Genomic DNA, 25,500 nt, shown 5'->3' with positions numbered 1-25,500 from the left:
GACTCGCCGGGGGGCGGGGGTGCCGGAGTGGACGGGGCGGGGTTCGGGTCCGGGTCCGAGGACGGGGGCGGGGGCGGGGTGGGCAGGGTTCGGGGAGTGGGGGCGTGTGCCGTCGCGAGATCCGGCGCCGATGTGGGCGGCGGTACCTGGCCGGGCCCGGCGGCATGCGCGAGGCCTGGGGCATGCCTTGGGTCGAGGGCGGGGCTGGGTGGACAGGCGGGGCCGGAGTCATAGGCGGGCCCGGAGCCGTAGTCAGGGCCTGAGCCGGAGCCAGGGCCGGGATCGGAGCCAGGGACAGAACCGGGGTCGGAGCCATAGTCAGGGCCGGAGCCGGAGCCAGAACCGGAGCCAGGGACAGAACCGGGGCTGAGGCCAGAGCCGGGACCGGGGCCAGAACCAGAACCAGGGCCGGAGCCAGGGACAGAACCAGGACGAGAACCAGAGCCGGAGCCGGAGCCAGGGACGGAACCGAGGCCGGGGCCAAGGTCGGAGCCCGAACCGGAACCCGAGCCAGAACCAGAACCGGCGCCGGAGCCAGGGACAGAACCGGGACCGGAGCCGAGGCCGGGGGCAGAACCGGGGCCGGAGCCAGAACCGGGGCCGGAGCCAGAACCGGAGCCAGCGACAAGACCTGGGCCGGGATTGGGCTCAGGCTCGCCTACAGCTTCGGCCTGGGCACCGGGCCCTCGCGCGGGCCCTTGGCCACCCGCCGACCCACCCGCTAGTCCACCCGCCGGTCCACCCGTCGCCCCGCTCACCGGTCCACCCGTCGGCCCGCTCACCGCCCCGTCCAACCCCCCGCCCACCCGCGACGACTCGGACGTGAACCCCGTACCACTCCCGGAACCGGCGACCCCCGCACCCCAGCGCCCGGGGGCGGGTTCCCCCTCCGCCTCTCCCGGGCCATTCCTCACGGTCTCCGCACCCCGCGGCTCCCCCCGGACCGACGCGGACTCGCCTCCCCCGGTCCCCGGCATCGTCGGCGTAGCCGGTGGGAACGCCACCGGGTGGAGGGTCGTCTCCAGGTCGTCCAGGTCGGGGCGGCTCGACGGGTCCTTGTTCAGGAGGGCGGCGAGGATGTCGTGCAACGGGCCTGCTGTCCGTGGGAGTTCGGGCTCCTCGTAGAGGACGGCGTGCAGGGTCGCCAGGGTGGTGTCGCGGGAGAACGGGGAGCGGCCGGCGAGGGCCGCGCTCAGGGTGGCGCCCAGGGACCAGATGTCGGACGGTGGGCCCTGGGGGCGGCCGGAGACGCGCTCGGGGGCCATGTAGTCGGGCGAGCCGACCAGCATGCCGACCATGGTGAGGGCCTTCGCGTCCTGGATCGCCGCGATGCCGAAGTCCGTCAGGACCACCCGGCCCCGCCCGTTCGTCGCCTCTGCCTCCACCAGGACGTTGCCCGGCTTGATGTCCCGGTGCAGGACACCGCGGGCGTGGACCTGGCGCAGCGCCGCCACCAGGCCCAGGCCGATGCGGGCCGCGTCGCGCGGGCCGAGGGGGCCCCCTTCCGCCATGATCCGTTCCAGGGAGCGGCCGGCCACCAACTCCATGACGATCCACAGGCGTTCGCCCTGGTCGACCACGTCGTAGACCCGTACGACGTTGGGGTGGTCGATCCGCGCCGTGGCCCGCGCCTCGCGCAGGGTGCGTTCACGGCGCGTGCGGGTGTCCTCCGGGTCGAGGCCGTCGATGCGCATCTCCTTTACGGCGACCAGCCGATCGAGTATTTCGTCGACGGCTCGCCACACGCGCCCCATTCCCCCCTGGCCGATACTCTCGACCAGCCGGTAGCGCCCTGTCACCAGTAACCCTGGAAGCCCACCGCTCCTCGTATTTCCCGCGCTCCCCGCATTTCCAGAATTTCCCGCGCTTCCCGTATTTCCCGGCAATCCACTGCACCCCCCTCGAAGCCGCATCGGACATCCGCCATTGAAACACAATGGTCACACTTCGTGCCGTACCAGCATAGTGCGGAGAAATCTTGTGGTAGCTCTTCAAGTACTGCGAATTCAGGCGCAGGCAAGGGGGACGAACATGAGTTCTCGTCGCACGACGGCCATCGCGGGATCGCTGGTCGCGGCATCTTTCTCGGCAGTGCTGATCCTTTCCGCCACTGCCGGCGCGGATGACCAGGGGCCCGGAAGCAACAAGGGGGGAAAGGTCATCGACGAGGCGCCGGCAGGGGTGAAGCTCACCACTCTGCTGCCCGAGAAGATCTCGGTGGACAACGGTTCACAGGAGACCGACATCACCGCCACGGTGAAGAATGAAGGGACCAAGGACAGCGGAGAGATCAGGCTTTTGGTCGTCGGTTTCGACGGCCTTACCGTCAAGAATGTCGAGGGTTGTTCAGCAATCGAGGAAAGCGGTCTTCCGGAGGGCTCGAACAGCGGTTTCAGCTGTGCCATCGACAATCTGCCGGCCGGTGAGTCGAAGTCGTACGCCGTCGACGCGACGTACGACCTGAGCAAGACCGGCAAGATCTGCCTGCCCGTACAGACCGGTGACGGCAAGAAGACGTACTGGCAGCAGGGCCCGGTCCCGTTCGGTACGACGAACCCGTCGCCCGACGCCCCGGCCACCCCGCTGCTCCTCGGCACCGACAACAAGCCCGTCGCGCCGGGCGCCGACGAGCTGCCCAAGACCGGCCTCGGCCGGGACGTCCTGCCGCTGGGCGCGGCCGGCGCGACGCTGATCGCGGCGGGCGCGGCCGGGCTGTGGTGGTCGCAGCTGCGGCGGCCGCGACAGCCGCAGGGCTGAGCGGCACCGGATCAACACCGAACGGGGTGCGGTTACTTGCCGCACCCCGTTTCTTCGCTAGAAGACCTGACGGCGGCTGTCAGGCCGGGCCCCCGTCCTGCTGTCGCCGCACCATCTCGGTGATCCAGACGGGCGCGAACGGAGAGGTGCAGCCCGGGGACGTCGGGTAGTCCTTGAGTACCTGCAGACGCTCACCGATGTCGATCGCGCGGGTGCGGTGCTCGGTGTGCTCGATCCCGATCTGGGCCAGGCAGTGGTTCATCGCCCACTGCAGACGGTCCCGGGCGTCCTTCATCTCCGCCTCGATGACGTCGAGCAGCCCGGCGAGGTCCAGGCCTTCGGGTTTCTTCGCCACGCGTTCCGTGGTGAGCGCCCAGCCGGCGCTCGCGACGACCGGATCCGGGTCGGCGGACCAGGACACGCGCAGCTCCTCGGCGTGCGGGTTCTTCTTCACCACGTAGTTCACGAGCCAGTCGTGCACCTTGGGTGTGCGCGCCTCGCGCAGCATGACGTCCAACTCGTCCCGCTCGAAGGCCTTCGGACGGCAGATCAGCAGCGCCAGCAGTCTCGCCGCGGTGTCGTCCGTCTCCCAGAGCCGGCGCGCGAGGTCCTGCTGGGTCTTCAGCCGCTTCGCGAGCGCGCGCAGCTTGCCGAGGTTCACCCCGTGATCGTCACCGTGTCGCTCGTTCACCGCGCGTGTCTTCGGGTCGTCGAGCCCGGCCAGCTCGGCCATCACCTCGGCGACCGTCGTCTCGATCGGCGTCGTCCCGGCCACTTCGGCCTCCCCGGCCTCCCGTCCGTCACATGCGCGTCTCAGCCTACGAGGGGTGCCGGCCCTCTGCCCCACCCGCGAGCGACGGAAGAGGCCCGCCGGGCTGTCGTCGTCGCACGACCCGGCGAGCCTCTTCCGCGGGAACTGCCGCGTCAGCGGTTGATCAGCTTCCAGGTGGTGGGCAGCGCGCCCATCGCCAGGGCCGCCTTCAGTGCGTCGCCGATCAGGAACGGGGTGAGGCCGAGTGCGATCGCGGTGGACGCCGACGTGTCGAGGGCCAGAGCCAGGTACGGGACTCCGATGGCGTAGATGATCGCCTCGCCCAGGAGCATCGCGCCCGCCGTGCGCAGGGCGGTGCGGTCGGCGCCGCGGCGGGCCAGGGCGCCGACGACGGTGGAGGCGAGGATCATGCCGAGGATGTAGCCGAAGGACGGGGCCGCGGCGCCGGAGGTGCCGTCCGCGAACCACGGCACGCCCGCGATGCCCGCCAGCGCGTACAGCGCGAGGGAGAGGAAACCGCGACCGGCGCCGAGGGCCGTGCCGACCAGCAGCACCGCGAGGGTCTGGCCGGTCACCGGCACCGGGGAGCCCGGCACGGGCACGGAGATCTGGGCCGCGAGGCCGGTGAACGCGGCGCCGCCGACGACGAGCGCGATGTCGCGGACGCGGGAGGCCGGGAGCAGGTCGGCGAGGACCTGCCCCGGGCGGGCGGGGGCGGCGGCAGCGGTGCTCATGGGGACTCCGCGAGGTGAGGACGGTACGGGACGCTGTGACCGTATCCCGGCGTGTGCGAGCCGATCACCGTCAGTGGTCGACAAAGGCGCGTTCACGGGCTTGGTGGGCTCCGGACAAACGGTGGGTGTTACACCGGGTACGGGGTGATGCCGGTCACTGAGGCCGGGACGTTCAACTCACATACCGGGCCAGGGGCGGGCTGTAGGGATTCGCCAATCGGGGTGCCCCCGTGAGAAGAGGCCGTCTCGCCCGTCGGTCGCCGTCTGGGCAGCGGGTGGGCCGTTTTGCTAGCTTCGAGCGCATGGTCGCCCAGTCCCGGAACTTCTCGTCGCGTCGCCACGTCGACCTGCGACGCGTGGGCGCGGCCGCCTGTCGCCGAACGAGGTGAGTCGGCTCCGGTGACCCGGTACGACTCGCCGCCTCAGACGGCGCAGTGTCGGACCGGCTCCCGAGGAAGTTCCCCATGCCCCGTACCGCGGCACCCACCCTTACGTCCACCGTCCCCCGTATCGCCGACCGCGACCGGCGCCGGACCAGCGCCAGCGTCATCCTGCGCTCCGTGCTGGAACACGGGCCGGTCGCCCGCAGCACCATCGCCCGGCTGACCGGGCTGTCACCGGCCTCGGTGACCGACTACTGCGCCCGTTTCACCGAACTCGGGCTCATCCGGGAGTCCGCCGCGCCCCGGCAGGCCAAGGGCGTCGGCAGACCGCACGTGCCCGTCGACCTGGACGACTCGCGGTTCGTGGTGTGCGGGGTGCACGTGGCCGTGCCCCACACCACGGTCGCGCTGCTCGATCTGCGCGGACGGGTCGTCGCCGAGCGGGAGTTGAAGCACTCGGGGGACATCGAGCCGTACGGCGTGCTGGCCCGGGCCGCCGACGGGCTGGCCGCGCTGCTGGACGAGACGCCGGGCAGCAGGCCGCTCGGCGTCGGATTCGCCGCGGGCGGCTGGGTGGACCGCGACTCCGGGACCGTCGTCGCCCACCCGCTCCTGGGCTGGCGCGAGGTGCCGGTGCGGGAAGTGCTCGGCGCGTGCACGGGGCTGCCGGTCCATGTGGACGGGCACGCGCGGGCATTGGTCAACGCGGAGCGGCTGTTCGGGCGGGCGCGCGGCAGCGGGAGCGTGCTGCATCTGTTCGTCGGCAACGTGGTCGACGCGGCGTTCGCCACCCATGACGAGGTGCACCACGGACCTCGCTCGCAGGCCGGCGCCATCGCCCATCTGCCGGTGCCGGGCGGTACGGAGACCTGCGAGTGCGGTCGGGTCGGCTGCCTGCAGGTCGAGCTGAGCGAGCGGACGTTGTGCCGCCGGGCGCGTGCGGCGGGTGTCATCGAGGGGGTGAACCCCGTGCATGTGGTCGCGGCGGCGGCCGCCGGCGACCGGGAGGCCGTACGGCTGCTCGTGGAGCGGGCGAGTGCCGTGGGGCGGGCGGTGCGGCTGCTGCTCGACGTCCTCAATCCGGAGACGGTGGTGGTGACCGAGATGGGTGTCATTCACCGGGAGGACTGCCTCGCCGCGTTGCGCTCGGGGGTCGGCGACGGGCGCGCGGCGGCCGTCGTGCCGACGAGTTTTCCGGATTCCGTGCTTGCCGTGGCCGGTGGCTCGGTGGCCCTCGACGTGCTCTACCGGGATCCGCTGGCCGTGTCACCTGAGGCTATTTAATTCAGAAACTCGGAATGTTGACAGGGATCGCCGATGTCCAGGAACATCCTGCTCATGAGCCTGTTCGTGAGCTGTCGCACCCTTTGTTGCTGACCCACCGCCACGCGTGAAGCGCTCATTTCCTCCTGCGTGAATTTCCCCCTCCCTGGCTTTCTCCTGCCCGGAATTCCGCATGCATTCCCATCACTTTGGCTTACGGAGTCCTGCCATGCCATCTCTGCCTGCCCCGGGCGTTGACCGCCGTCTCTTCCTGACCTCGCTGCTCGGCGTCACCGCCGCGGCCGCCGGCCTCTCCGGCTGCGCCGACAGCAGCGCGGCCGCCGGCAGCGAGGGCGCCTCGGCCGCCCCGCTGGCCAAGAAGGTGCCCGCCGGTACGAGCCTGAAGATCGCCTCGTTCCAGAACTCCCAGCAACTCCAGTTCAGACTGGCCAAGTTGGGCGACCCTCCTTTCAAGGTCAGCAACTGGCTGAACATCGGCGCCGGTCCCGATGTCATCAACGCCTTCCGCGCCAAGTCCCTGGACCTCGCCAACAACGCGGGCATTCCGCCGATCCAGGCGTACTACCAGGGCTTCGACGCGAAGATCGTCGCGATCAACATCACCCGCAAGCCCAATTACCTCTTCGCCACCAAGCCCGGCAGCGACATCCGGTCGGTGGAGGACTTCAAGGGCAGGAAGCTCGCCTTCTCGCAGGGCCAGGCGCAGGGTGTCGTCCTGCTGCGGGCGCTGAAGAAGGCGGGTCTGAAGTACGACGAGGTGGAGCTGGTCCCGCTGACCAGCAACCAGTTCCTGACCGCCCTGCAGTCCGGCCAGGTCGACATCGCCCCGCTCGGCAACACCCAGGCGCCGGCCTATCTGGCGCAGTACGAGTCCAAGGGCGCCCGCACCATCACCACCGACGTCGTCGACCTGCTCAACCTGCTGTGGGCGCCGGTCTCCGTGCTGAACGACCCCGCGAAGGCCGCCGCGATCGCCGCGTACATCCCGTACTGGGCCAAGGGTCAGGTGTGGACGTACGAGAACCCCGACATCTGGAACAGGGAGTTCTACGTCAAGACCCAGAACCTGACCCTCGCGCAGGCCGAGGCGATCACGGAGCTCGCCAACAAGCCGCTGTTCCCGCCGAGTTGGGACGAGGCCATCAAGTGGGAGCAGGAGACCGCGGATCTGCTCGCCGAGGGCGGCTTCGTGAAGAAGTTCGACGTCAGCGAGCTCTTCGACCACCGCTTCGAAGGCATCGCGGCCAAGTCCGTACCCGCTGCATACCGGAAGTGACGGCCATGACCACCACGACCGTGAGTACCCCGGCACCCCTCACCGAGCGGGAACCGGACCACCGCGTCCGCCGGCGCCGCTCCCTCGCCCCCGGCAAACGCGTCCCCGCCGCCCGCCTGGCCGGGCCCGCCCTCCTCGTCGTCCTGTGGGCCGTCGCCTCCGCGGCGGAGGCTCTCGATCCCGGCGCGATCCCCGCGCCCTGGACGGTGGTGGACACCGGCGTCCACCTGTGGTCCGCCGGGACCCTGCCCGACGACATCCTGACCTCGCTGCAACGCGCCGGCACCGGGTTCGTCATCGGCCTCACCGCCGGGATCGCCCTCGCACTGGCCTCCGGGCTCAGCCGGACCGGGGAGGCGCTGATCGACGGGACGGTGAACCTCAACCGGGCGATCCCGACCCTCGGTCTGATCCCGCTGTTCATCCTCTGGCTGGGCATCGGCGAGACCTTCAAGATCGCCATCATCGCGATCGTCGTCTACATCCCGATCTACCTCAACACGCACGCCGCGCTGTCCGGCATCGACAGCCGCTTCGTCGAACTCGCCGAGGTGCAGGGGCTGAACCGCTTCCAGTTCATCCGGCAGATCGTCATCCCCGGGGCGCTGCCCGGATTTTTCGTGGGACTCCGGCTCGGCGTCACCGGCTCCTGGCTCGGCCTGGTCGTGCTGGAGCAGATCAACGCCACCAGCGGGCTCGGCTACATGATGTTCCAGGCGCAGAACTACGGCCAGACGGACGTCATTCTCGTCGGCCTCGTCGTCTACGGCATCTTCGGCCTGATCTCCGACAGCACGGTCCGCATCATCGAACGGAGGGTGCTGTCGTGGCGCCGCACACTGAGCAACTGACCCGTCCCGCCGTGCAGTTGAGGGGCCTGACCCGCTCCTTCGAGGGCCGTACGGTCCTCGACGGCATCGACCTCGACCTCCCTGCCGGGCAGTTCACGGCCCTGCTCGGACACAGCGGCTCCGGCAAGAGCACCCTGCTGCGCGCCGTCGCGGGCCTCGACCACGCGGTGGCCGGCAGCGGGCAGCTCACCGCGCCGGACCGGGTGTCCGTCGTCTTCCAGGACTCCCGGCTGCTGCCCTGGCGGCGGGTCCTGGACAACGTACTCCTCGGGCTCGACGGCAAGGACGCGGACAGCAAGGGCCGGGAGGCCCTCGAGGAGGTGGGTCTGAAGGGCCGTGAACGCGCCTGGCCCAACGAGTTGTCCGGGGGCGAGGCGCAGCGGGCCGCGCTGGCGCGGTCGCTGGTGCGGGAGCCGGAACTGCTGCTCGCGGACGAGCCGTTCGGGGCGCTGGACGCGCTGACCCGGATCAGGATGCATGCCCTGCTCAGGGAATTGTGGGTGCGCCACCGGCCCTCGGTGCTGCTGGTCACCCATGACGTGGACGAGGCGATCGTGCTCGCGGACCGGGTGCTCGTACTGGAGGAGGGGCGTATCGGGCTCGACCTGACCATCGACCGGCCACATCCGCGGTCGTACCGGGATCCGCTGCTCGGGGAGTACCGGGAGCGGTTGCTCGGCGCGCTGGGTGTGACCGAGGACGTCGGGTGAGCGCCGGGTGGGGTTTCGCCCCCGCCGCCCCTACCCGTCCCGTCCCTGGGGGCTGCCACCCCCAGACCCCCGCTTTCGGCCCGAAGGGCCTCGTCCTCAAACGCCGGACGGGCTGAAGTGCGCTGACCGGCGCTCGTCAGTCCCCCCGCCCAACCAGTCCACAACGGCCTCCCCACCTGCCCAAGCCAAGGGACACCCATGCCCAGACAGCTCCACCTCAACGCCTTCCTCATGAGCACCGGCCATCACGAGGCCTCCTGGCGGCTCCCCGAGAGCGACCCGTACGCGCACGTCGACCTGGCCCACTACGTGCACCTCGCCCGCATCGCCGAGCGCGGCACCTTCGACTCCCTCTTCCTCGCCGACGGTCCGCAGCTGTGGAACAACCTGGCCCAGCGCCCGGCCGGCGCCCTGGAGCCGCTCACCCTGCTCACCGCGCTGGCGACGGCCACCGAGCACATCGGCCTGATCGCCACCGCGTCCACCTCCTACAACTCCCCGTACAACCTGGCCCGCAAGTTCGCCTCGCTCGACATCATCAGCGGCGGCCGGGCGGGCTGGAACATCGTCACCACCGCCGGTGCCGAGGCCGCCCGCAACTTCGGGCTGGACGCGGAGCCCGCGCACGCCGAGCGGTACGCCCGCGCCGCCGAGTTCCTGGACGTCGCCCAGAAGCTCTGGGACAGCTGGGAGGACGACGCGGTCGTCGCCGACAAGGCGGCCGGTGTGTGGGGCGACGACGCCAAGATCCATCCCCCGCGGCACAGGGGGACGTACTTCAGCGTCGAGGGCGCGCTCAACGTGCCGCGTACGCCTCAGGGTTACCCGCTGCTCGTGCAGGCGGGGTCGAGCGAGAACGGCAAGCACTTCGCCGCCCGGTACGCGGAGGCGGTGTTCACCGCGCAGCAGACGATCGAGGACGCGCGGGCCTTCTACGCCGACCTCAAGGCACGTACCGCGCAGGCGGGCCGCGACCCCGACCACATCAAGGTGCTGCCCGGCATCGTGCCGGTGATCGGCTCGACGCAGGCCGAGGCGCTGGCGGCCGAGCAGGTCCTGGAGGACCACATCGTGTACGCGCACGGCGTGGGCCGGCTGGAGAGCCTGCTGCAACTGGAGCCCGGGGCTCTGGAGTTGGACGCCGAGCTCCCGGCCGACCTGCCCTCCGAGGACGCCATCGAGGGCGCCAAGAGCCGCTACACGCTCGTGGTGGAGCTGGCCCGGCGTGAGCGGCTCACCGTCCGGCAGCTCATCGGGCGGCTCGGCGGCGGCCGCGGGCATCTCACCTTCGCCGGGACGCCCGAGCAGGTCGCCGACGCCATCGAGACGTGGTTCACGCAGGGCGCCGCCGACGGCTTCAACATCATGCCGCCGGTGCTGCCCTCCGGCCTCGACGCCTTCGTCGACCACGTGGTCCCGATCCTGCGCGCCCGCGGCCTGCTCCGCGGCGAGTACGGCCCGCGCCAGACCCTGCGCGAGCGCTACGGCCTCCCGCGCCCCGCCAACCAGTACGTCAGCCCGTCCGCACCCGCCCTCGTCTGAAAGGACCGCTCATGTCCCTCGACATCCAGAAGGTCACCGCCAACATCGGTGCCCGTGTCTCCGGCGTCGACATCTCCCAGCCCCTCGACGAGGAGACGGTCACCGCTCTGCGCGAGGCCCTCAACGTCCACAAGGCGCTCGTCTTCGACGACGTGAACCTCGACGACGCCGGCCACCAGGCCTTCGCCCGCCACTTCGGCGACATCACCACCGCCCACCCGACGGTGTCCGCCGTCGACGGCGCCGCGAACGTCCTGCCCGTGGACAGCGAGCGCGGCCGGGCCAACCACTGGCACACCGACGTCACCTTCGTCCTCAACCCGCCGCAGGCCACCACCCTGCGCAGCATCACGATCCCGCCGTACGGCGGCGAGACCCTGATCGCCAGCTCGGCGGCCGCCTACCGGGACCTGCCCGAGCCGCTGCGCCGGCTGGCCGACACCCTGTGGGCCGAGCACACCAACGACTACGACTACGCGGTGCCGGACGAGGAGATCGACGCGGAGAAGGCCGAGCAGCGCGCCGAGTTCACCTCGATCAAGTACCGCACGACCCACCCCGTCGTCCGCGTCCACCCGCTCACCGGTGAGCGCGGGCTGTTCATCGGCGGGTTCGCCCAGCGGATCGTCGGCCTGTCGGTCGGCGAGTCGCGCAAGATCCTCGACCTGCTCCAGTCGTACGTCACCCGGCCCGAGAACGTCCTGCGCTGGCGCTGGTCCCCGAACCAGCTGGTCGTCTTCGACAACCGCATCACCCAGCACTACGCCATCGACAACTACGACGGCCTGCCGCGCCGCCTGCACCGGGTGACCGTCGCCGGTGACGTGCCGGTCGGCATCGAGGGCAAGGAGAGCTACTCGATCGAGGGGGACGCCTCGCACTACACGACGGTCGCCACCCCCGTCGCCGCGTGACCTGGGCGTCACATACAGTGCGGCGAGTGTCCGCATAGTGGGCAGCCTCTCCTTCTGAGCGGAGAGGCTGCCCAGACTGTGGGCGTTTTTTGCCCTCTCACGCATTGGACGAGCCGCGCCCATGCAGAACAGTTCAACGGAGACGCCCGCGACCGCGGACGCCGTCTCCCCCGGCCCGAACCCCGGCCTGAACCACGGCCTCAAGCAGCGCCATCTGTCGATGATCGCCCTCGGCGGTGTCATCGGCGCGGGCCTGTTCGTCGGTTCCGGTGCCGGAATCGCCGCCGCCGGTCCCTCGATCGTCATCGCCTACGTCCTCTCCGGCCTCCTCGTGATGCTGGTGATGCGGATGCTGGGCGAGATGTCCGCCGCGTATCCGTCGTCGGGTTCCTTCTCCGCACACGCCGAGAAGGCGATCGGACCCTGGGCGGGCTTCACCGCCGGCTGGTCGTTCTGGGTGCTGCTGTGCACGGCCGTCGGCCTGGAGGGCATCGGCGCCGCGAAGATCGTCACGACCTGGCTGCCGCATACGCCCGAGTGGGCGTGGGTGGCGCTGTTCATGGTCGTGTTCTGCGGCGCGAACCTGGCCGCCGTGAAGAACTTCGGCGAGTTCGAGTTCTGGTTCGCGGCGCTGAAGGTCGGCGCGATCGCGCTGTTCCTGGTGCTGGGCGGGCTGGCCATCGCGGGCGTCCTGCCGGGCACGGACGCCCCGGGCACCGCCAACCTCACCGGTGAGGGCGGATTCCTCCCGAACGGCACCGAGGGACTGATCATCGGCCTGCTGGCCTCGGTCTTCGCCTACGGCGGCATGGAGACGGTCACCATCGCCGCGGCCGAGTCGGAGAACCCGGTCAGCGGCGTGGCGAGCGCGGTGCGCACGGCCATGTGGCGCATCGCCCTCTTCTACATCGGCTCCATGGCGGTCGTCGTCACCCTCGTCCCCTGGGACTCCGAGGAGATCGTCGAGAAGGGCCCGTACGTCGCCGCCCTCGACCACCTCGGCATCCCCGGCGCCGGCCAGCTCATGAACGTCGTGGTCCTGGTCGCCCTGCTGAGCGCCATGAACGCCAACATCTACGGCTCCTCGCGCATCGCCTACTCCCTCGTCCAGCGCGGACAGGGCCCGAAGGCGCTGGGCCGGGTGTCGGGCGGCGTCCCGCGCATCGCGGTCCTCGCCTCCTCGGTCTTCGGTTTCGTCTGCGTGGTGCTGAGCTACTGGCGCCCGGACGACGTCTTCCCCTGGCTGCTGAACATGATCGGCGCGGTCATCCTCGTCGTCTGGATCTTCATCGCCGTCTCCCAGCTGCGGCTGCGGCGCCGACTGGAGCGTGAGGCACCGGAGAAGCTGGTCGTGCGGATGTGGGCGTTCCCGGTGCTGACGTGGGTCGCGTTGGCGGGCATGGCGGCGATCTTCGTACTCATGGCCCGGGAGCCGGACACGCGGGTGCAGCTGTACTCGACCGGTGGGATGACGGTGTTCCTGGCGGTCGTGGGATACGCCTGGCAGAAGGCGCGCGCCAAGGTCTGACAGCAGGTCCGACAACGCCTCCCCACCGCACCGAAGCCCCCGTGTGATCCACACGGGGGCTTTTTGCTGTTAGCTTGTTGTTGCAAGCTACTTGCAATAAGAGCTCTGAGGGGAACCCTTCATGTCCGTCTACACACTCCCGGAACTGCCCTACGACTACTCCGCGCTCGCGCCCGTGATCAGCCCCGAGATCATCGAGCTGCACCACGACAAGCACCACGCGGCCTATGTGAAGGGCGCGAACGACACGCTGGAGCAGCTCGCGGAGGCGCGGGACAAGGAGCAGTGGGGGTCGATCAACGGCCTGGAGAAAAACCTGGCGTTCCATCTGTCCGGGCACATCCTGCACAGCATCTACTGGCAGAACATGACCGGCGACGGCGGTGGCGAGCCGCTCGCCGCCGACGGTGTGGGCGAGCTCGCGGACGCCATCGCCGAGTCCTTCGGCTCCTTCGCGGGCTTCAAGGCCCAGCTGACCAAGGCGTCGGCCACGACGCAGGGTTCGGGCTGGGGTGTGCTGGCGTACGAGCCGCTGAGCGGGCGGCTGATCGTCGAGCAGGTCTACGACCACCAGGGCAACGTCGGGCAGGGCGCCACTCCGATCCTGGTCTTCGACGCCTGGGAGCACGCCTTCTATCTCCAGTACCGCAACCAGAAGGTCGACTTCATCGACGCCATGTGGGCCGTCGTCAACTGGCAGGACGTGGCCCGGCGTTACGAGGCCGCCAAGTCCCGTGCGGACGTGCTGCTGCTCGCGCCGTGACGGCGAGAGGCCGTAGCAGCCGTAGCGGCCCTGGTAGCCGCTGACAGTCGTCCTGCCTCGTGATCGTCTTCTCACCCTTCACGAACGGCAGGCGGAATGAAGGAAGCCCCCGCGAGGACCTGACTCGCGGGGGCTTCCCGGTGCCGGTAGGGCGTCAGGGCTTGCGGCCCAGGGCGCCGTGCTGGCCGATCGGCAGGGGGTCGTCGTCGCCCGGCTCGGGATGCCACAGCGGGACCGAGACGAGGCCGGGCTCGACCAGGTCGAGGCCCTCGAAGTACGCGGCGATCTGGTCGACCGGGCGCAGGAAGTAGGGGACGGCGCCGGTCTCGTTGTAGGCGTCCTGGGCCTGCTCGTAGGCCGGGTCGGTGCCTCGCGAGCCCTCGTTGAGGGAGAGGTAGCTGCCGGAGGGCAGGCCGGCCAGGAGGCGGCGGACGATGTCGCGGGCCTGGTCGTGGTCGGCGACGTGGCCGAGGATGCCGCTGAGGATCAGGGCCGTGGGGCGGGAGAGGTCGAGGGTCCTGGTGGCCGCCTCCAGGATCTTCTCCGGCTCGTACAGGCTCAGGTCCTCGTACGCCGTCGCGCCCTCGGAAGTCGACGTCAGCAGGGCGCGGGCGTGGGCCAGCACCAGCGGGTCGTTGTCGACGTAGACGATCCTGGACTCGGGCGCGATGCGCTGGGCGACCTCATGGGTGTTGTCGACGGTCGGGAGCCCGGTGCCGACGTCGAGGAACTGGCGTACGCCCGCCTCCGCGACCAGGTACCGGATGCTGCGGCCCAGGAACGCCCGGCTGCCGCGGGCGATGGTGACGATGCCGGGGAAGACGGCGGTGTAGGCGTCGCCGGCCGCCTCGTCCACGGGGTAGTTGTCCTTGCCGCCCAGCCAGTAGTTCCAGATCCGGGCCGAGTGCGGTACCGAGGTGTCGATCTCCGTCATGCGCCCATGGTGCTACGGCAGGTCCGGGTCGCAGGGCACATTGAGGGAGAGAAGTGCGGCGTATCCGTCGGTGTTCATGCGGAGTTCGCTGATCGCCACGTTGCGCAACCTCGGGAACACTCTGCGGTACTCCCCGGCCGGGATCGACAGCAGCGTGCACAGCACCAGACGGAAGAGAGTGTTGTGGGCGACCACGAGGACACGGTCCCCGGGGTGGGCGGCGGCGATGCGGCGCAGGGCGGCCGCACCGCGCTCGGCGGCGGCCGACGGGTTCTCCGCCCGGGGGAACGGGTGGGCCACCGGGTCGGCGCGGAAGGCCTCCGCGGCCGCCGGGTCCTCGGCCGCGAACTCCGCGAGCGTACGGCCCTCCAGCACACCGAAGTCGCATTCGCGCAGGCCGGGTTCGCGGTGCGGGGTGAGGCCGAGGACCCGGCAGGCGGGGTCGGCGGTGGCGACGGCGCGCGACAGGGGCGAGGTCCAGATCGCGTCGACCGGATGGGCGGCTGCCCAGCGGCCGAGGGCCTCGGCCTGGGCACGGCCGGTGTCGGTGAGGGGCACGTCGCTGACGCCGGCGTAGCGGTTCTCGGCGTGCCAGATCGTCTGCCCGTGCCGGGCCAGCAGCAGCGTCGCACTCGTGCTCGTACTCGTGCTCATGAATCCGCAGTATCCACGTCCAGGCGGGCGTGCGCGTGCGCCGCGACCGGTGAGGGCAGCCAGCCCCGGGCCGTCAGTTCGTCGATCAGGCGGGCGTAGGACTCGGCGAAGCGGGCGGTGCGGTCGGGGCGGGGTTCGACGGTCGTGCCGATGCCGGCCATGCCCTCCGCGGCCTCCGCCAGCCGCGGCGCCGCGCCCGCCCCGTACGCCGCCAACGCCGCCATCCCCAGGGCCGGTTCCGTCTGCTCGGGCACCCGTGCCGGGCGGCCCAGGACGTCGGCGCGCAGTTGGTTCCAGTACGGGCTGCGGGCGGCGCCGCCGGTGAAGGTCAGGGGGCCGTCGAGGGGGGCGCCGAGGTGGTGCAGGTAGTCCAGGCACAGGCGTTCCGTGAAGGCGACGCCCTGGAGGAGGGCGGCCCACAGGTCGGCTTCCGACTCCGGTTCGCCGAGGACCAGCGCGAAGGCGTCCGGGGCGAGGAAGGGGAAGCGCTCACCGGGTGACACCAGGGGGTAGGTGATCGCGCCGGACGGCTCGTACGCGGCGGCCGCCTTGTCCATGGCCGACGGGTCGGCGCCCGGGAACGCCGCCGTGAGCACCCCCGCGCCCACGCTGGAGGCACCGCCGGGCAGCCAACTCCCGTCCGGCGCCAGGTGGTTGTAGACCACGCCGGTCGGGTCCCGGACCGGGGTCGGGGACGCGCCCTTGAGGACCAGCGTGGTGCCGAGCACCGAGTTCCAGGAGCCGGGGCGCAGGGCGGCGGAGGCGATCTGGGCCGCGCAGCCGTCGGTCATCCCGGCGATGACGGGGGTGCCGGCGGGAATGCCGGTGGCCTCGGCGGCGGTCGAGGTGACCTCGCCGAGCCGGGTGCCGGGGCGTACGACGTCGGGGAACGCCGTGTCGGGCAGGCCCAGTCGGGGCAGCGGGGACGGCCAGGCGTCGCGCTCCAGGTCGTAGCCGGTCTTCAGGGCGTGGCTGGAGTCGGCCGGAGGCAGGGCGCCGGTGAGGAGGGAGACGACGAGGTCCGGCTGGTGGGTGACCCTGCCGTGGCCGTAGGTCTCGGTCAGCCACAGTGCCTTCGGCAACGCCCAGGTGTTCTGCACGCCGAGTCCCGCCGCCCGTGCCCGGGCCGCCTCGGCCGCCGCCCGCCCGTCGTCGTACATCAACGCGGGGCTCATCGGCCGCCCCGCCCCGTCCGTCAGCAGCACGGTCCCGGACGTCCCGCACACCGCGAGCCCGCCGATGCGCGTCTTCGACCGCCCTTGGAGCGCGGCACGGGACGCCGCGCACAGGGCGTCCCACCACTGCGCCGGATCCTGCTCGTGCCGCACGCCCTCGCGCCGCCCCGCGATGGGCGCCGAGCCGCTGCCGAGGACCGTGCCGTCCCCGGTGACCAGCAGGACCCGGACGCTCTGGGTCCCCAGGTCGATCCCGAGCCACGCGTCCTGTTCATGCGTCATCCGGACCTCCCGCACATCTGGATCCGTGAACTTCACACTCTGCCCTGAGATTTTCCCCTGCGCGAGGGATTGACGCCCAACTTCCGCCGTTCCACCCTCTGTTAACGAGTCGACTCGCCGTGTTAACCCGAGCAATTGACCGAGCCCCACGTGGAGGTCACGGATGGACACGCACGCGCACGACCGCCGACGGTTCCTGGCGCTGAGCGCCGCCCTGGCCGCCACGCCCCTCCTCTCGGCCTGCGGTGCCGGATTCGGCGGCGACGACAACAAGAGCGACGGCTCGGGGGCGGACGACGTCACCGGCTCCTTCGACTGGAAGCGGGAGAAGGGGACGACCGTCAAGGCGCTGCTCAACAAGCACCCGTACACGGACGCCCTGATCGCCGACCTGAAGTCCTTCACCGCGAAGACCGGCATCAAGGTCGAGTACGACGTCTTCCCCGAGGACAACTACTTCGACAAGCTCACCGTCGACCTGTCCAGCGGTCGCGCCTCGTACGACGTCTTCATGCTGGGTGCCTACATGGTCTGGCAGTACGGCCCGCCCGGCTGGCTCGAGGACCTCGGCCCGTGGATGCGCAACTCCTCGGCCACCGGCGCCGAATGGGACCAGGCCGACTTCTTCCCGAACCTCCTCCAGGCCGACCAGTGGTCCCTGAAGGCGGGCGCGCCGCTCGGGCAGGGCGGGCAGTACGCGCTGCCGTGGGGCTGGGAGACGAACGTCGTCGCCTACAACACGGACGTCTTCAAGAAGCTCGGTCTCAAGCCCGCCGAGACCTTCGACGAGCTGCGCGAGACCGCCGGGGCCATCAAGCAGAAGGCTCCGGGTGCCGGCTTCGACGGCATGTACGGGATCGCCGTACGAGGGTCGAGGAGCTGGGCGACCATCCACCCCGGCTTCATGACCATGTACGCCCGCAACGGGCTCAAGGACTTCACGGTCGAGGGCGGGAAGCTCACACCGGCCATGAACAGCCCCGAGGCCGTCGCCTTCACCGAGGACTGGGCCGGCATGGTCAAGCAGGGCGGGCCGCCGTCCTGGACGTCGTACACCTGGTACCAGTGCTCCAGCGACCTCGGTGCGAAGAAGGCCGGGATGCTGTTCGACGCGGACACGGCGGCCTACTTCCAGGCCGTCGAGGGGGCGAGTCCCGCCTCCGGGAAGATCGCCTTCCACCCCGGCCCGAAGGGACCGGACGGGTCCCTCGCCACCAACATGTGGATCTGGTCGCTCGGCATGAACGCCAAGAGCAAGAAGAAGAGCGCCGCCTGGCTCTTCCTCCAGTGGGCGACCGGCAAGGAGCACCTGCTCAAGAGCGCCGTCACGCACAACCACATCGACCCGGTGCGCAAGTCCATCGCCGACGCCGCCGCCTACAAGGACAAGATGCGGCACCTCCCGGGCTTCATCGAGACCTTCGAGGCCGTCGTCGACCAGACGAAGATCCAGTTCACCCCGCAGGCGCAGTTCTTCGACGCCACCACCAGCTGGGCCGCCGCCCTGCAGGAGATCTACGGCGGCCAGGGCGCCGAGTCGGTGCTCGACGGGCTGGCGGGGGACCTCGCCGACAAGGTGGGCTAGCGCGATGGGATGGCGGCTCGCCCTTCGCCCGTACGTCCTGATCGTCCCCGCCCTGCTGCTGACCTGCGGGATCCTGTACCCGTTCGGGCTCGGCCTCTACTACACGCTGTTCGACTTCTCGGCGAGCAAACCGCAGCCGGACATGGTGCGGTTCGAGAACTACGAGACCGTCTTCACGCAGGAGGCCTTCTGGAACTCGGCGTGGGTGACGGTGCTGTACGCGGTGGGGGCGGCCGTCGTGGAGACGGTCCTCGGGGTCGCCGTCGCCCTGCTGCTGCACCGGTCGTCGCTGGTCGGGCGGGTGCTGGAGAAGATCCTCATCCTGCCGCTGATGATCGCGCCGGTGATCGCGGCGATCATCTGGAAGCTGATGCTCCAGCCGTCGGTCGGGGTGATCAACCACCTGCTGAAACCCTTCGGGCTGGGGGGAGTCCAGTGGACGGACACCCCCACCGGCGCACTGCTGTCGTCGATCGCCGTGGACGTCTGGGTCTACACCCCGTTCGTGGCGATCCTCGCCCTCGCCGGGCTGCGCTCGCTGCCCACCTCGCCCTTCGAGGCGGCGGCCGTCGACGGGGCCGGCTGGTGGTACACCTTCCGGCGGCTGACGCTGCCGATGCTGTGGCCGTACGTCCTGGTGGCGGTGATCTTCCGGTTCATGGACTCGCTGAAGGTGTTCGACATCATCTACGCCCTGACGGAGGGCGGACCCGGCGACTCGACCGTCGTCCTGCAGATCCGGGCCTATCTGGAGGCGATCCGCTTCCAGCGGTACTCGTTCGGGATCAGCTACACGATCGTGCTGTGGGCCGTCGTGTATCTCGCCGCGATGGTGCTGGTGAAGCACCTGGGGAAGATCCAGCGGAAGGCGGCCGAGGTGAAATGACCGTCAAAACGACCATCAAGAAGCGCCTGTTGGGGTGGCTGGCCGACGCCGCCCTCATCCTCTACTTCGTCTTCGCGCTGTTCCCCATCGCCTGGATGGTGATCCTGTCGCTGAAGCCCACGAACCAGCTCTTCTCCACCTACTTCTCCTTCTCCCCCACTCTCGACGGCTACCGCACCGTCCTCGGCGACAGCGAGGGCATCCCGTTCGTGCGGTTCTTCGTCAACAGCCTGGTGGTGTCGGTGGGGGCGGTCGTGCTGTCGCTCCTGGTCGGCCTGCCGGCCGCGTACGCCTCGGCGCGCTGGCGGTTCAAGGGCTCCGAGAACCTGATGTTCACGCTGCTGTCGTTCCGGTTCGCGCCCGAACTGACCGTGATCATCCCGCTGTTCGTGCTCTACCAGAAGCTCGGCCTGTTCGACACGTACGTCGGCATGATCTGGGTCCTCCAGCTGGTGACGCTGCCGCTGATCGTGTGGATCATGCGGTCGTACTTCGCCGACCTCACGCCCGAGCTGGAGCAGGCGGCGCTGCTGGACGGCTACACCCGCAAGCAGGCGTTCGTGAAGGTGGCACTCCCGCTGGTCAAGCCGGGTGTGGCGGCCGTATCACTCCTCGCCTTCATCTTCGCCTGGAACAACTTCGTCTTCCCCCTCATCCTGACCTCCAACGAGGCCCAGACCGTGACCGTGGGCGCGCTGTCCTTCCTCGGCGGGGACCGCCCCAAGTACAACCTGACGGCAGCGGCGGCGCTCGTCTCCGTCGTACCGCCGCTGCTGCTGGCCCTCACCATCCAGCGGTATCTGGTGCGGGGGCTGTCGTTCGGGGCGGTGAAGTCATGATCGTGCTGCGGGGCATCAGCAAGACGTACGGGAGGACGACGGCCCTGGACGACCTCGACCTCGAGGTCCGGGAGGGCGAGTTCTTCTGTCTGCTCGGCCCGTCCGGCGCCGGAAAGACGACCACCCTCAAGACCGTCGCCGGGCTCGAACAGCCCGACTCCGGCACGGTCGAGCTCGACGGCAAGGACATGAACGGCGTCGAACCGTACGACCGGGGCGTCGCGATGTGCTTCGAGAGCTACGCCCTCTATCCACACAAGTCGGCGTACGACAATCTGGCCTCGCCGCTGCGCTCCCCGCGCCACCGCCTCCCCGCCGTGCAAGCGCGGGAGCGCATCGGTGAGACCGCCGAACTCCTCGGCATCTCCGCCCTGCTGGACCGCCCGGTCGGGCAGCTCTCCAACGGCCAGCGCCAGCGCGTCGCCCTCGGCCGCGTCCTGGTCCGCCCGGCCCGCGCCTTCCTCCTCGACGAGCCCCTCTCCCACCTCGACGCCAAGCTGCGCCAGCAGATGCGGGCCGAGCTGAAGGCGATCGGCGCGGTGCGGCGCACGACCACCCTCTACGTCACCCATGACTCCGTCGAGGCCCTGGCGCTCGGCGACCGGATCGGGGTGATCCGGGACGGGCGGATCGTGCAGACGGGGACGCGGGAGGAGATCTGGTACCGGCCGTACGACACGGAGGTCGCGCGGGCCTTCGGGCGGCCCCGGATCAATCTGCTCCCCGGGGCCGTCGCGCCCGACGGCGGCTTCCGGTCGGCGGACGGCAAGGTCGAGCTGCCGATCGGAGCGCAGGCGTCTCCCGGCACGGAGGTGCTGATCGGCGTCAGGCCCCGCGATCTCACCCTCGGCGAGGGTCCCGGTCACGAACTCACCGGCACGGTCTACGTCACCGAGGTGCTCGGCCGGTCCGTCGAGGTCACCGTCCGGCTCGGCGAGCAGCACGTGTCCCTGGTCGCCCCGCGCGGCGACGCGGCCGGTCTGCGTCCCGACGATCCGGTACGGCTGTCGGTCCGGCCTGAGAACCTGCTCCTGTTCGAGGCCGACCGGCCGAAGCGTCCAGGACGAAGGATCGGACCATGAACCCGGGATTGAACAACGCACAGCAGGGCCCCGCCGCCCGCCAGGCCGCCATGGCCGAGCAGGTCCTCGCCGAGGGGTCGGCCACGGCCGCCGAGCTGGCCGAGCGGTTCGGGGTGAGCCTGATGACGATCCACCGGGACCTGGACGAGCTCGAACGGCAGGGGATCGTAAGGAAGTCCAGGGGCGGGGTGACGGCGCAGCCCTCCGGGGTCTTCGAGTCGAACGTGCAGTACCGCCTCAAGACCATGCGCGCCGAGAAGGCCGCCGTCGCCGACCGCGCGCTGAAGCTGATCGAGCCCGGCATGGCGATCATGCTGGACGACTCCACCTCCACCCTGGAGATAGCCCGCAGGCTGCGGCTCGGGGAGGTGACCCCGCTGACGGTGGTCACCAACTTCCTGGAGGCCATCAACCTCCTCTCCGACCAGCGCGGCATCCACCTCATGGCCCTCGGCGGCGACTACGACCCGCTGCACTCCTCCTTCCTCGGCGTGTCCTGCGTCGAGGCGATCGAGCAACTCCGGGTGGACGTGTGCTTCGCGTCGACGTCGGCCGTGCGCGGGGGCTACGCCTACCACCAGGAGCAGCACATCGTGTCGGTGAAGCGGGCCATGCTCGACGCGGCCGCCCGCAACGTCCTGCTGATCGACCACACCAAGCTCGCCCGGGTCGCCCTGCACCGGGTGGTCCCGCTCTCCCGCTTCGACCTGCTCCTCGTGGACGACGGGGCGTCGGCGGAGGCGCTGCGGGACCTGGACGAGCACAAGGTCACCTACGAAGTGTGCGCGAAGCCACCGACCGTGACGAAGGGCAGCGATGACCGAGCTGGAGCTACGTGATCTGCGCAAGACCTACTCCGCGCGGGGCCGCCCGGCCGTGGACGCCGTACGCGGCATCGACCTGGCCCTGCGCTCCGGCGAGCTGCTCGGCCTGCTCGGCCCTTCGGGCTGCGGCAAGTCCACCACCCTGCGGATGATCGCCGGGCTGGAGTCGGTGACCGGCGGGGACATCCTGGTCGGCGGTTCCTCGGTGATCGCTCGCCCCGCCCAGCAGCGCAACATCGGGGTCGCGTTCGAGAACTACGCGCTGTATCCGCCGCTGACGGTGGCGGAGAACCTGGCGTTCGGACTGAAGGCGCGGCGCCGGGCCGACCGGGGTGACGTCGACCGCAAGGTCAAGGAGATCGCCGACCGCGTCGACCTCACCGCCCTCCTCGACGCCCGCCCCGCGGGCCTGTCCAGCGGCCAGAAGCAGCGCGTGTCCCTGGCCCGCGCCCTGATCCGCGAACCGGACGTGCTGCTCCTGGACGAGCCCCTCTCCCACCTGGACGCGGCCCAGCGCGACACGACCCGCCGCGAACTCAAGCGCATCCAGCGCGACCTGGGCCATACGACCATCCTGGTCACCCACGACCAGGAGGAGGCCCTCTCCCTCGCCGACCGGATCGCCGTGATGAAGGACGGCGTGATCCAGCAGCTCGGCACGCCGTACGAGATCTACGACAGCCCCGCCAATGTCTTCGTCGCGGACTTCGTCGGCGAACCCGCGATCAACCTGCTCCCCGGCACGGCGACGGACGACGGCCACGCCCGCCTCTCCGACTCCGCACGGCTCGCACTGCCGGTGCCGGTGGTCGCGGGCCGGGAGGTGGTGGTCGGCATCCGCCCCGAGGACCTGACACTGACCGGCGAGGACGACGGCATCGCCGCCCGCGTCGTGGCCCACGAACCCCTCCTGGAGTCGGGCATCGCCACCCTCGCCCTCGACGGCGTCGAACGCCCCCTCGTCGTCCTCACCGACCCCGAGGTCCGCCTCGCCCACGACGACCGCGTCCACGTCACCGCCGACCCTGACCTCACCCATGTCTTCGACGCCGAGACGGGAGACTCCCTCCGATGACCAACGGGAACAGCGTGCGCGTGGTGGCCGCCGGCGACCACTTCATCCTGCCGTCGCTCATCAGAGAGGCACTGGGCCGCGAACTCGCCTACGACGTATGCGAGTTGCGGCTCGGCTGGCCACTGGAGCCGTTCGGGCCGGTGGCCGAGGTGACAGAGGCCAGCGACGCCGAGGACGAGCTGATCGAGGCACTCGCGGGTGCCCAGGTGCTGGTCACACAGATGGGCCCGGTGACGGAACGCGTCCTCGACGCCTGCCCGGAGCTGCGGCTGGTGGTCGTGTGCCGGGGCGGCCCGGTGAACGTCAACCTGGACGCGGCCAAGCGGCACGACGTCCGTGTCTGTTACGCGCCCGGCCGCAACGCCGCCGCCACCGCCGAGTTCACCGTCGGCCTGATGCTGGCGGCCCTGCGCCGGATCCCGCAGGCCCATGACCTCCTTGCCCGGCAGGCCAGTTGGGCAGGGGCGACCTACTACACCTACGAGCACAGCGGCCTGGAGCTGGAGGACCTGCCGGTCGGGCTGGTCGGGTACGGGGCCGTGGGCAGCAGGGTGGCGCGGGTGCTGTGCGCCTTCGGCGCGCGGGTCATGGTCCACGACCCGTACGTCCACGGCGAGATCCACGGCCTGCGGGTCGCCTCCCTGGACGAACTCCTGCGCCGCTCCCAGGTGATCACCCTCCACGCCCGCCTCACCGCCGAGACCCGAGGCCTGATCGGCGCCCGCGAACTGGCCCTGTTGCCGGAGGGCGCGGTGGTCGTGAACGCGGCGCGCGGCCCGCTGCTGGACGAGGACGCGCTGTGCGACGCCCTGGAGAGCGGTCAAGTGTCGGCGGCGGCCCTCGACACCTACGTACAGGAGCCGCTCCCGCCGGACTCACGCCTGCACGCCCTCGCCGAACGCGTCGTCCTGACCCCGCACTTGGGCGGGGCGTCCCGCGCGGTGGCGGAGAAGGCGGCACGCATCGCCGCCGAGGAGGTGGGCCGTTGGGCTCGCGGGGAGCAGCTGGCGCACTGTCTGACCTGAGCGCGATGGTCAGGTGAGGGGCCGGGTGAGAGCCCACCAACCTCCACTGGGCCGACGACACCGGCCGCGAGAGAGCCGTAGGGGCGCCCCGGAGGCGAACGGAGCCAGATATTCGGCACGCCAACTGCAGAAGGCACGGCACAGCCGACCGAGCCAAAGAGGTGGGTTGGAATGTACGTCGGTATCGATGTAGGCACATCCACGGTGAAGGCGGCCGCGTTCGACAGCACCGGCCATGAACTGGCCGTGGCGTCCCGCCCGGTGGCCCTCGCCCTGCACGGCGGGTTCGTCGAGCAGGACATGGAGGAGGTGTACGGGGCGGTCGTCGCCGTACTCCAGGAGGTCACCGAACACACCCCCGAACCGGTCGAGCTCGCCGGCCTGACCGGCCAGGGCGACGGCGTATGGCTGATCGACGCCGAGGGCCGCCCCGTGCGCCCCGCCGCCTCCTGGATGGACGGCCGCGCACACGAGCTGGTCGACCGCTGGCTGGCGGACGGCACGTTCGAGACGGTGTTCCGGCGGACGGGCAGCGCGATGTTCCCGGGGTGTCCGGGCCCGCTGCTGGCGTGGCTGGACAGCCACGAGCCGAAGGCCCTCGACGCGGCGACGGCCGCCCTGTACTGCAAGGACATGGTGTTCCAGCGACTGACGGGGGCGGGCCCGACAACCGACGTGTCGGACGCGTCGATGCCCTTCCTCGACCCGCGTACCCGCACGTACGACAACGGGGTCGTCGAGTTGCTGGGGCTGACCCACCGGCGTGGCCTGCTCGCCCCCGTAAGCGATCCGGTCGCGACCGCACGGACGCGCGGCCAGGGGCTTCCGGCCGGGACCCGGATCGCGAACGGGCCGTACGACCTGCCGGCCTGTGCGCTGGGCGCGGGGGTGACTTCCCCCGGTGACGGTCTGCTCATCGTCGGCACCTGCCTGGCCAGCCTCGTCGCGACCACCGACCTGGACCTGACCGGTGAGCCGGCCGGCCTGTACATCAACACGGACCGGCCCGGGCACTGGCTGCGCGCGATGCCCGCGATGGTCGGTACGGCCGCGCTGGACTGGGTGCTGTCGACGACCGGCGTCCGGCACGAGGAGGTCGACGGGCTGCTGGCCGAGACCCCGCCGGGGGCGAACGGCGTACGCGTCCTCCCGTACTTCGCCCCCTCGGGCGAACGCGCCCCCTTCGTCGAGCCCCGCCTGCGCGCCGAACTGACCGGAGTCTCCCTGGAGTCGACCCGCGCCGATCTGGTCCGGGCGACCTGCGAGGGCATCGGTTACGCGGCCCGGCACTGCCTTCAGGCGGCGGGGCTCACCGGGACGCTGGCCGTGTGCGGCGGCGGTACCCGCAGCCCGGCCTGGATGCGGCTGCTCGCCGATGTGCTCGGGCGGCCGCTACGGGTCGTCGAGGGCGAGGTGGGCGCGCGGGGCGCGGTGCTGGCGGCGGCCGAGCGGTACGGGGTGACGTTGGACGCGGAGGCGTGGACGCGACCGACGGCGGTCGTCGAGCCGGACGCCGGGCGGGCGGCGTACTACACGGAGGGGTATGAGGACCATCTGGCCCGCCTGGCGGAGGCACGCGGCCGGGCACGCGCGTGAACGTCCTTCGCGCGTGAACATCCTTGAGA

Annotated in this window: 23 protein-coding genes; 17 read left to right on the top strand and 6 right to left on the bottom strand. The window is 70.7% G+C overall.

The annotated features are described in order from the left end of the window. A partial coding sequence (locus tag ABD932_RS30215) for a serine/threonine-protein kinase (protein WP_345017409.1) occupies positions 1-1,754 on the bottom strand: 1,754 nt, incomplete at its 3' end. Between the two features lie 277 nt (positions 1,755-2,031). On the opposite strand from ABD932_RS30215, the gene ABD932_RS30210 reads away from it, so the two are divergent. Further along, positions 2,032-2,757 (top strand): hypothetical protein, encoded by a 726-nt coding sequence (locus ABD932_RS30210; RefSeq protein ID WP_250088067.1) that lies wholly within the window; start codon positions 2,032-2,034, stop codon positions 2,755-2,757. A gap of 79 nt (positions 2,758-2,836) precedes the next feature. Here ABD932_RS30210 and ABD932_RS30205 read toward each other — a convergent pair whose 3' ends face one another. Together ABD932_RS30205 and ABD932_RS30200 are read right to left on the bottom strand one after the other, a co-directional pair. Next, a complete protein-coding gene (locus ABD932_RS30205) occupies positions 2,837-3,490 on the bottom strand; it encodes a DNA alkylation repair protein (RefSeq protein WP_425587535.1) in 654 nt (217 codons plus the stop codon). A gap of 191 nt (positions 3,491-3,681) precedes the next feature. Further along, a complete protein-coding gene (locus ABD932_RS30200; RefSeq protein WP_345017403.1) occupies positions 3,682-4,263 on the bottom strand; it encodes a biotin transporter BioY in 582 nt (193 codons plus the stop codon). A gap of 464 nt (positions 4,264-4,727) precedes the next feature. Here ABD932_RS30200 and ABD932_RS30195 point away from each other — a divergent pair, with 464 nt between their 5' ends. The 8 genes from ABD932_RS30195 (at position 4,728) to ABD932_RS30160 (ending at position 13,514) form a co-directional block, all read left to right on the top strand. Beyond that, entirely contained in the window at positions 4,728-5,930 is a 1,203-nt protein-coding gene (locus tag ABD932_RS30195; protein WP_345017401.1) for an ROK family transcriptional regulator, read from the top strand. A gap of 208 nt (positions 5,931-6,138) precedes the next feature. Then, positions 6,139-7,206 (top strand): ABC transporter substrate-binding protein, encoded by a 1,068-nt coding sequence (locus ABD932_RS30190; protein WP_345017399.1) that lies wholly within the window; start codon positions 6,139-6,141, stop codon positions 7,204-7,206. A gap of 5 nt (positions 7,207-7,211) precedes the next feature. Further along, the gene (locus tag ABD932_RS30185; protein WP_345017398.1) at positions 7,212-8,057 is read left to right on the top strand and encodes an ABC transporter permease; all 846 of its coding nucleotides are present in this window, start codon (positions 7,212-7,214) and stop codon (positions 8,055-8,057) included. Further along, on the top strand, positions 8,033-8,767 hold the full coding sequence (locus ABD932_RS30180) for an ABC transporter ATP-binding protein (RefSeq protein WP_345017396.1): 735 nt from the start codon (positions 8,033-8,035) through the stop codon (positions 8,765-8,767). Before ABD932_RS30185 ends, ABD932_RS30180 begins: the two co-directional genes overlap by 25 nt. Before the next feature lie 198 nt (positions 8,768-8,965). Next, positions 8,966-10,309: an LLM class flavin-dependent oxidoreductase gene (locus tag ABD932_RS30175; RefSeq protein ID WP_345017394.1), complete on the top strand. Its 1,344-nt coding sequence runs from the start codon at positions 8,966-8,968 to the stop codon at positions 10,307-10,309. An 11-nt stretch (positions 10,310-10,320) separates the two neighbouring features. After that, entirely contained in the window at positions 10,321-11,223 is a 903-nt protein-coding gene (locus ABD932_RS30170; RefSeq protein WP_345017392.1) for a TauD/TfdA dioxygenase family protein, read from the top strand. 121 nt (positions 11,224-11,344) lie between these two features. Then, complete coding sequence (locus ABD932_RS30165; RefSeq protein ID WP_345017390.1) at positions 11,345-12,751, top strand: amino acid permease; 1,407 nt, start codon at positions 11,345-11,347, stop codon at positions 12,749-12,751. 121 nt (positions 12,752-12,872) lie between these two features. Then, complete coding sequence (locus tag ABD932_RS30160) at positions 12,873-13,514, top strand: superoxide dismutase (RefSeq protein WP_126392234.1); 642 nt, start codon at positions 12,873-12,875, stop codon at positions 13,512-13,514. A gap of 154 nt (positions 13,515-13,668) precedes the next feature. Here the strand turns inward: ABD932_RS30160 and ABD932_RS30155 are convergent, their stop codons facing one another. The 3 genes from ABD932_RS30155 to ABD932_RS30145 are packed head-to-tail and all read right to left on the bottom strand — an operon-like array spanning position 13,669 to position 16,559. After that, positions 13,669-14,448, bottom strand: a complete 780-nt coding sequence (locus tag ABD932_RS30155; RefSeq protein WP_345017387.1) for an SAM-dependent methyltransferase — start codon at positions 14,446-14,448, stop codon at positions 13,669-13,671. Between the two features lie 12 nt (positions 14,449-14,460). Beyond that, a complete protein-coding gene (locus ABD932_RS30150) occupies positions 14,461-15,102 on the bottom strand; it encodes a histidine phosphatase family protein (RefSeq protein WP_345017385.1) in 642 nt (213 codons plus the stop codon). Continuing rightward, positions 15,099-16,559 (bottom strand): FGGY-family carbohydrate kinase, encoded by a 1,461-nt coding sequence (locus ABD932_RS30145; protein ID WP_345017383.1) that lies wholly within the window; start codon positions 16,557-16,559, stop codon positions 15,099-15,101. Before ABD932_RS30145 ends, ABD932_RS30150 begins: the two co-directional genes overlap by 4 nt. 163 nt (positions 16,560-16,722) lie before the next feature. Between ABD932_RS30145 and ABD932_RS30140 the strand changes: the two genes are divergently transcribed. The 8 genes from ABD932_RS30140 (at position 16,723) to ABD932_RS30105 (ending at position 25,471) form a co-directional block, all read left to right on the top strand. After that, positions 16,723-18,144 carry an ABC transporter substrate-binding protein gene (locus ABD932_RS30140; RefSeq protein ID WP_345017381.1) on the top strand — a complete coding sequence of 474 codons (1,422 nt, stop codon included), beginning with the start codon at positions 16,723-16,725 and terminating at the stop codon, positions 18,142-18,144. Between the two features lie 4 nt (positions 18,145-18,148). After that, positions 18,149-19,030, top strand: coding sequence for a carbohydrate ABC transporter permease (locus tag ABD932_RS30135; protein ID WP_345017379.1), 882 nt, complete (start codon positions 18,149-18,151; stop codon positions 19,028-19,030). Beyond that, a complete protein-coding gene (locus tag ABD932_RS30130) occupies positions 19,027-19,869 on the top strand; it encodes a carbohydrate ABC transporter permease (RefSeq protein ID WP_345017377.1) in 843 nt (280 codons plus the stop codon). Before ABD932_RS30135 ends, ABD932_RS30130 begins: the two co-directional genes overlap by 4 nt. Continuing rightward, positions 19,866-20,951: an ABC transporter ATP-binding protein gene (locus ABD932_RS30125; protein ID WP_345017375.1), complete on the top strand. Its 1,086-nt coding sequence runs from the start codon at positions 19,866-19,868 to the stop codon at positions 20,949-20,951. The genes ABD932_RS30130 and ABD932_RS30125 overlap by 4 nt, the downstream gene beginning before the upstream one ends. Then, complete coding sequence (locus ABD932_RS30120) at positions 20,948-21,790, top strand: DeoR/GlpR family DNA-binding transcription regulator (protein ID WP_126392242.1); 843 nt, start codon at positions 20,948-20,950, stop codon at positions 21,788-21,790. Before ABD932_RS30125 ends, ABD932_RS30120 begins: the two co-directional genes overlap by 4 nt. Further along, positions 21,768-22,850: an ABC transporter ATP-binding protein gene (locus tag ABD932_RS30115; RefSeq protein ID WP_345017372.1), complete on the top strand. Its 1,083-nt coding sequence runs from the start codon at positions 21,768-21,770 to the stop codon at positions 22,848-22,850. The genes ABD932_RS30120 and ABD932_RS30115 overlap by 23 nt, the downstream gene beginning before the upstream one ends. Beyond that, positions 22,847-23,875: a 2-hydroxyacid dehydrogenase gene (locus ABD932_RS30110; protein ID WP_345017369.1), complete on the top strand. Its 1,029-nt coding sequence runs from the start codon at positions 22,847-22,849 to the stop codon at positions 23,873-23,875. The genes ABD932_RS30115 and ABD932_RS30110 overlap by 4 nt, the downstream gene beginning before the upstream one ends. Before the next feature lie 171 nt (positions 23,876-24,046). Continuing rightward, positions 24,047-25,471 carry an FGGY family carbohydrate kinase gene (locus ABD932_RS30105; RefSeq protein WP_345017367.1) on the top strand — a complete coding sequence of 475 codons (1,425 nt, stop codon included), beginning with the start codon at positions 24,047-24,049 and terminating at the stop codon, positions 25,469-25,471. The last annotated feature ends 29 nt before the right edge of the window (positions 25,472-25,500 follow it).

This window comes from Streptomyces shaanxiensis, from assembly GCF_039537145.1.
GTDB classification, from domain to species: Bacteria; Actinomycetota; Actinomycetes; order Streptomycetales; family Streptomycetaceae; genus Streptomyces; species Streptomyces shaanxiensis.
This window is presented reverse-complemented; position numbering and strand designations above follow the sequence as displayed.

What these genes read in the sequence shown, in the direction of transcription:
- ABD932_RS30105 (WP_345017367.1), top strand. Translation starts at nt 24,047, where the DNA reads ATGTACGTCGGTATCGATGTAGGCACATCCACGGTGAAGGCGGCCGCG.
- ABD932_RS30160 (WP_126392234.1), top strand. Translation starts at nt 12,873, where the DNA reads ATGTCCGTCTACACACTCCCGGAACTGCCCTACGACTACTCCGCGCTC.
- ABD932_RS30200 (WP_345017403.1), bottom strand. Translation starts at nt 4,263, where the DNA reads ATGAGCACCGCTGCCGCCGCCCCCGCCCGCCCGGGGCAGGTCCTCGCC.
- ABD932_RS30190 (WP_345017399.1), top strand. Translation starts at nt 6,139, where the DNA reads ATGCCATCTCTGCCTGCCCCGGGCGTTGACCGCCGTCTCTTCCTGACC.
- ABD932_RS30130 (WP_345017377.1), top strand. Translation starts at nt 19,027, where the DNA reads ATGACCGTCAAAACGACCATCAAGAAGCGCCTGTTGGGGTGGCTGGCC.
- ABD932_RS30185 (WP_345017398.1), top strand. Translation starts at nt 7,212, where the DNA reads ATGACCACCACGACCGTGAGTACCCCGGCACCCCTCACCGAGCGGGAA.
- ABD932_RS30170 (WP_345017392.1), top strand. Translation starts at nt 10,321, where the DNA reads ATGTCCCTCGACATCCAGAAGGTCACCGCCAACATCGGTGCCCGTGTC.
- ABD932_RS30205 (WP_425587535.1), bottom strand. Translation starts at nt 3,490, where the DNA reads ATGGCCGAGCTGGCCGGGCTCGACGACCCGAAGACACGCGCGGTGAAC.
- ABD932_RS30155 (WP_345017387.1), bottom strand. Translation starts at nt 14,448, where the DNA reads ATGACGGAGATCGACACCTCGGTACCGCACTCGGCCCGGATCTGGAAC.
- ABD932_RS30115 (WP_345017372.1), top strand. Translation starts at nt 21,768, where the DNA reads ATGACCGAGCTGGAGCTACGTGATCTGCGCAAGACCTACTCCGCGCGG.
- ABD932_RS30145 (WP_345017383.1), bottom strand. Translation starts at nt 16,559, where the DNA reads ATGACGCATGAACAGGACGCGTGGCTCGGGATCGACCTGGGGACCCAG.
- ABD932_RS30140 (WP_345017381.1), top strand. Translation starts at nt 16,723, where the DNA reads ATGGACACGCACGCGCACGACCGCCGACGGTTCCTGGCGCTGAGCGCC.
- ABD932_RS30110 (WP_345017369.1), top strand. Translation starts at nt 22,847, where the DNA reads ATGACCAACGGGAACAGCGTGCGCGTGGTGGCCGCCGGCGACCACTTC.
- ABD932_RS30120 (WP_126392242.1), top strand. Translation starts at nt 20,948, where the DNA reads ATGAACCCGGGATTGAACAACGCACAGCAGGGCCCCGCCGCCCGCCAG.
- ABD932_RS30150 (WP_345017385.1), bottom strand. Translation starts at nt 15,102, where the DNA reads ATGAGCACGAGTACGAGCACGAGTGCGACGCTGCTGCTGGCCCGGCAC.
- ABD932_RS30195 (WP_345017401.1), top strand. Translation starts at nt 4,728, where the DNA reads ATGCCCCGTACCGCGGCACCCACCCTTACGTCCACCGTCCCCCGTATC.
- ABD932_RS30125 (WP_345017375.1), top strand. Translation starts at nt 19,866, where the DNA reads ATGATCGTGCTGCGGGGCATCAGCAAGACGTACGGGAGGACGACGGCC.
- ABD932_RS30165 (WP_345017390.1), top strand. Translation starts at nt 11,345, where the DNA reads ATGCAGAACAGTTCAACGGAGACGCCCGCGACCGCGGACGCCGTCTCC.
- ABD932_RS30175 (WP_345017394.1), top strand. Translation starts at nt 8,966, where the DNA reads ATGCCCAGACAGCTCCACCTCAACGCCTTCCTCATGAGCACCGGCCAT.
- ABD932_RS30210 (WP_250088067.1), top strand. Translation starts at nt 2,032, where the DNA reads ATGAGTTCTCGTCGCACGACGGCCATCGCGGGATCGCTGGTCGCGGCA.
- ABD932_RS30135 (WP_345017379.1), top strand. Translation starts at nt 18,149, where the DNA reads ATGGGATGGCGGCTCGCCCTTCGCCCGTACGTCCTGATCGTCCCCGCC.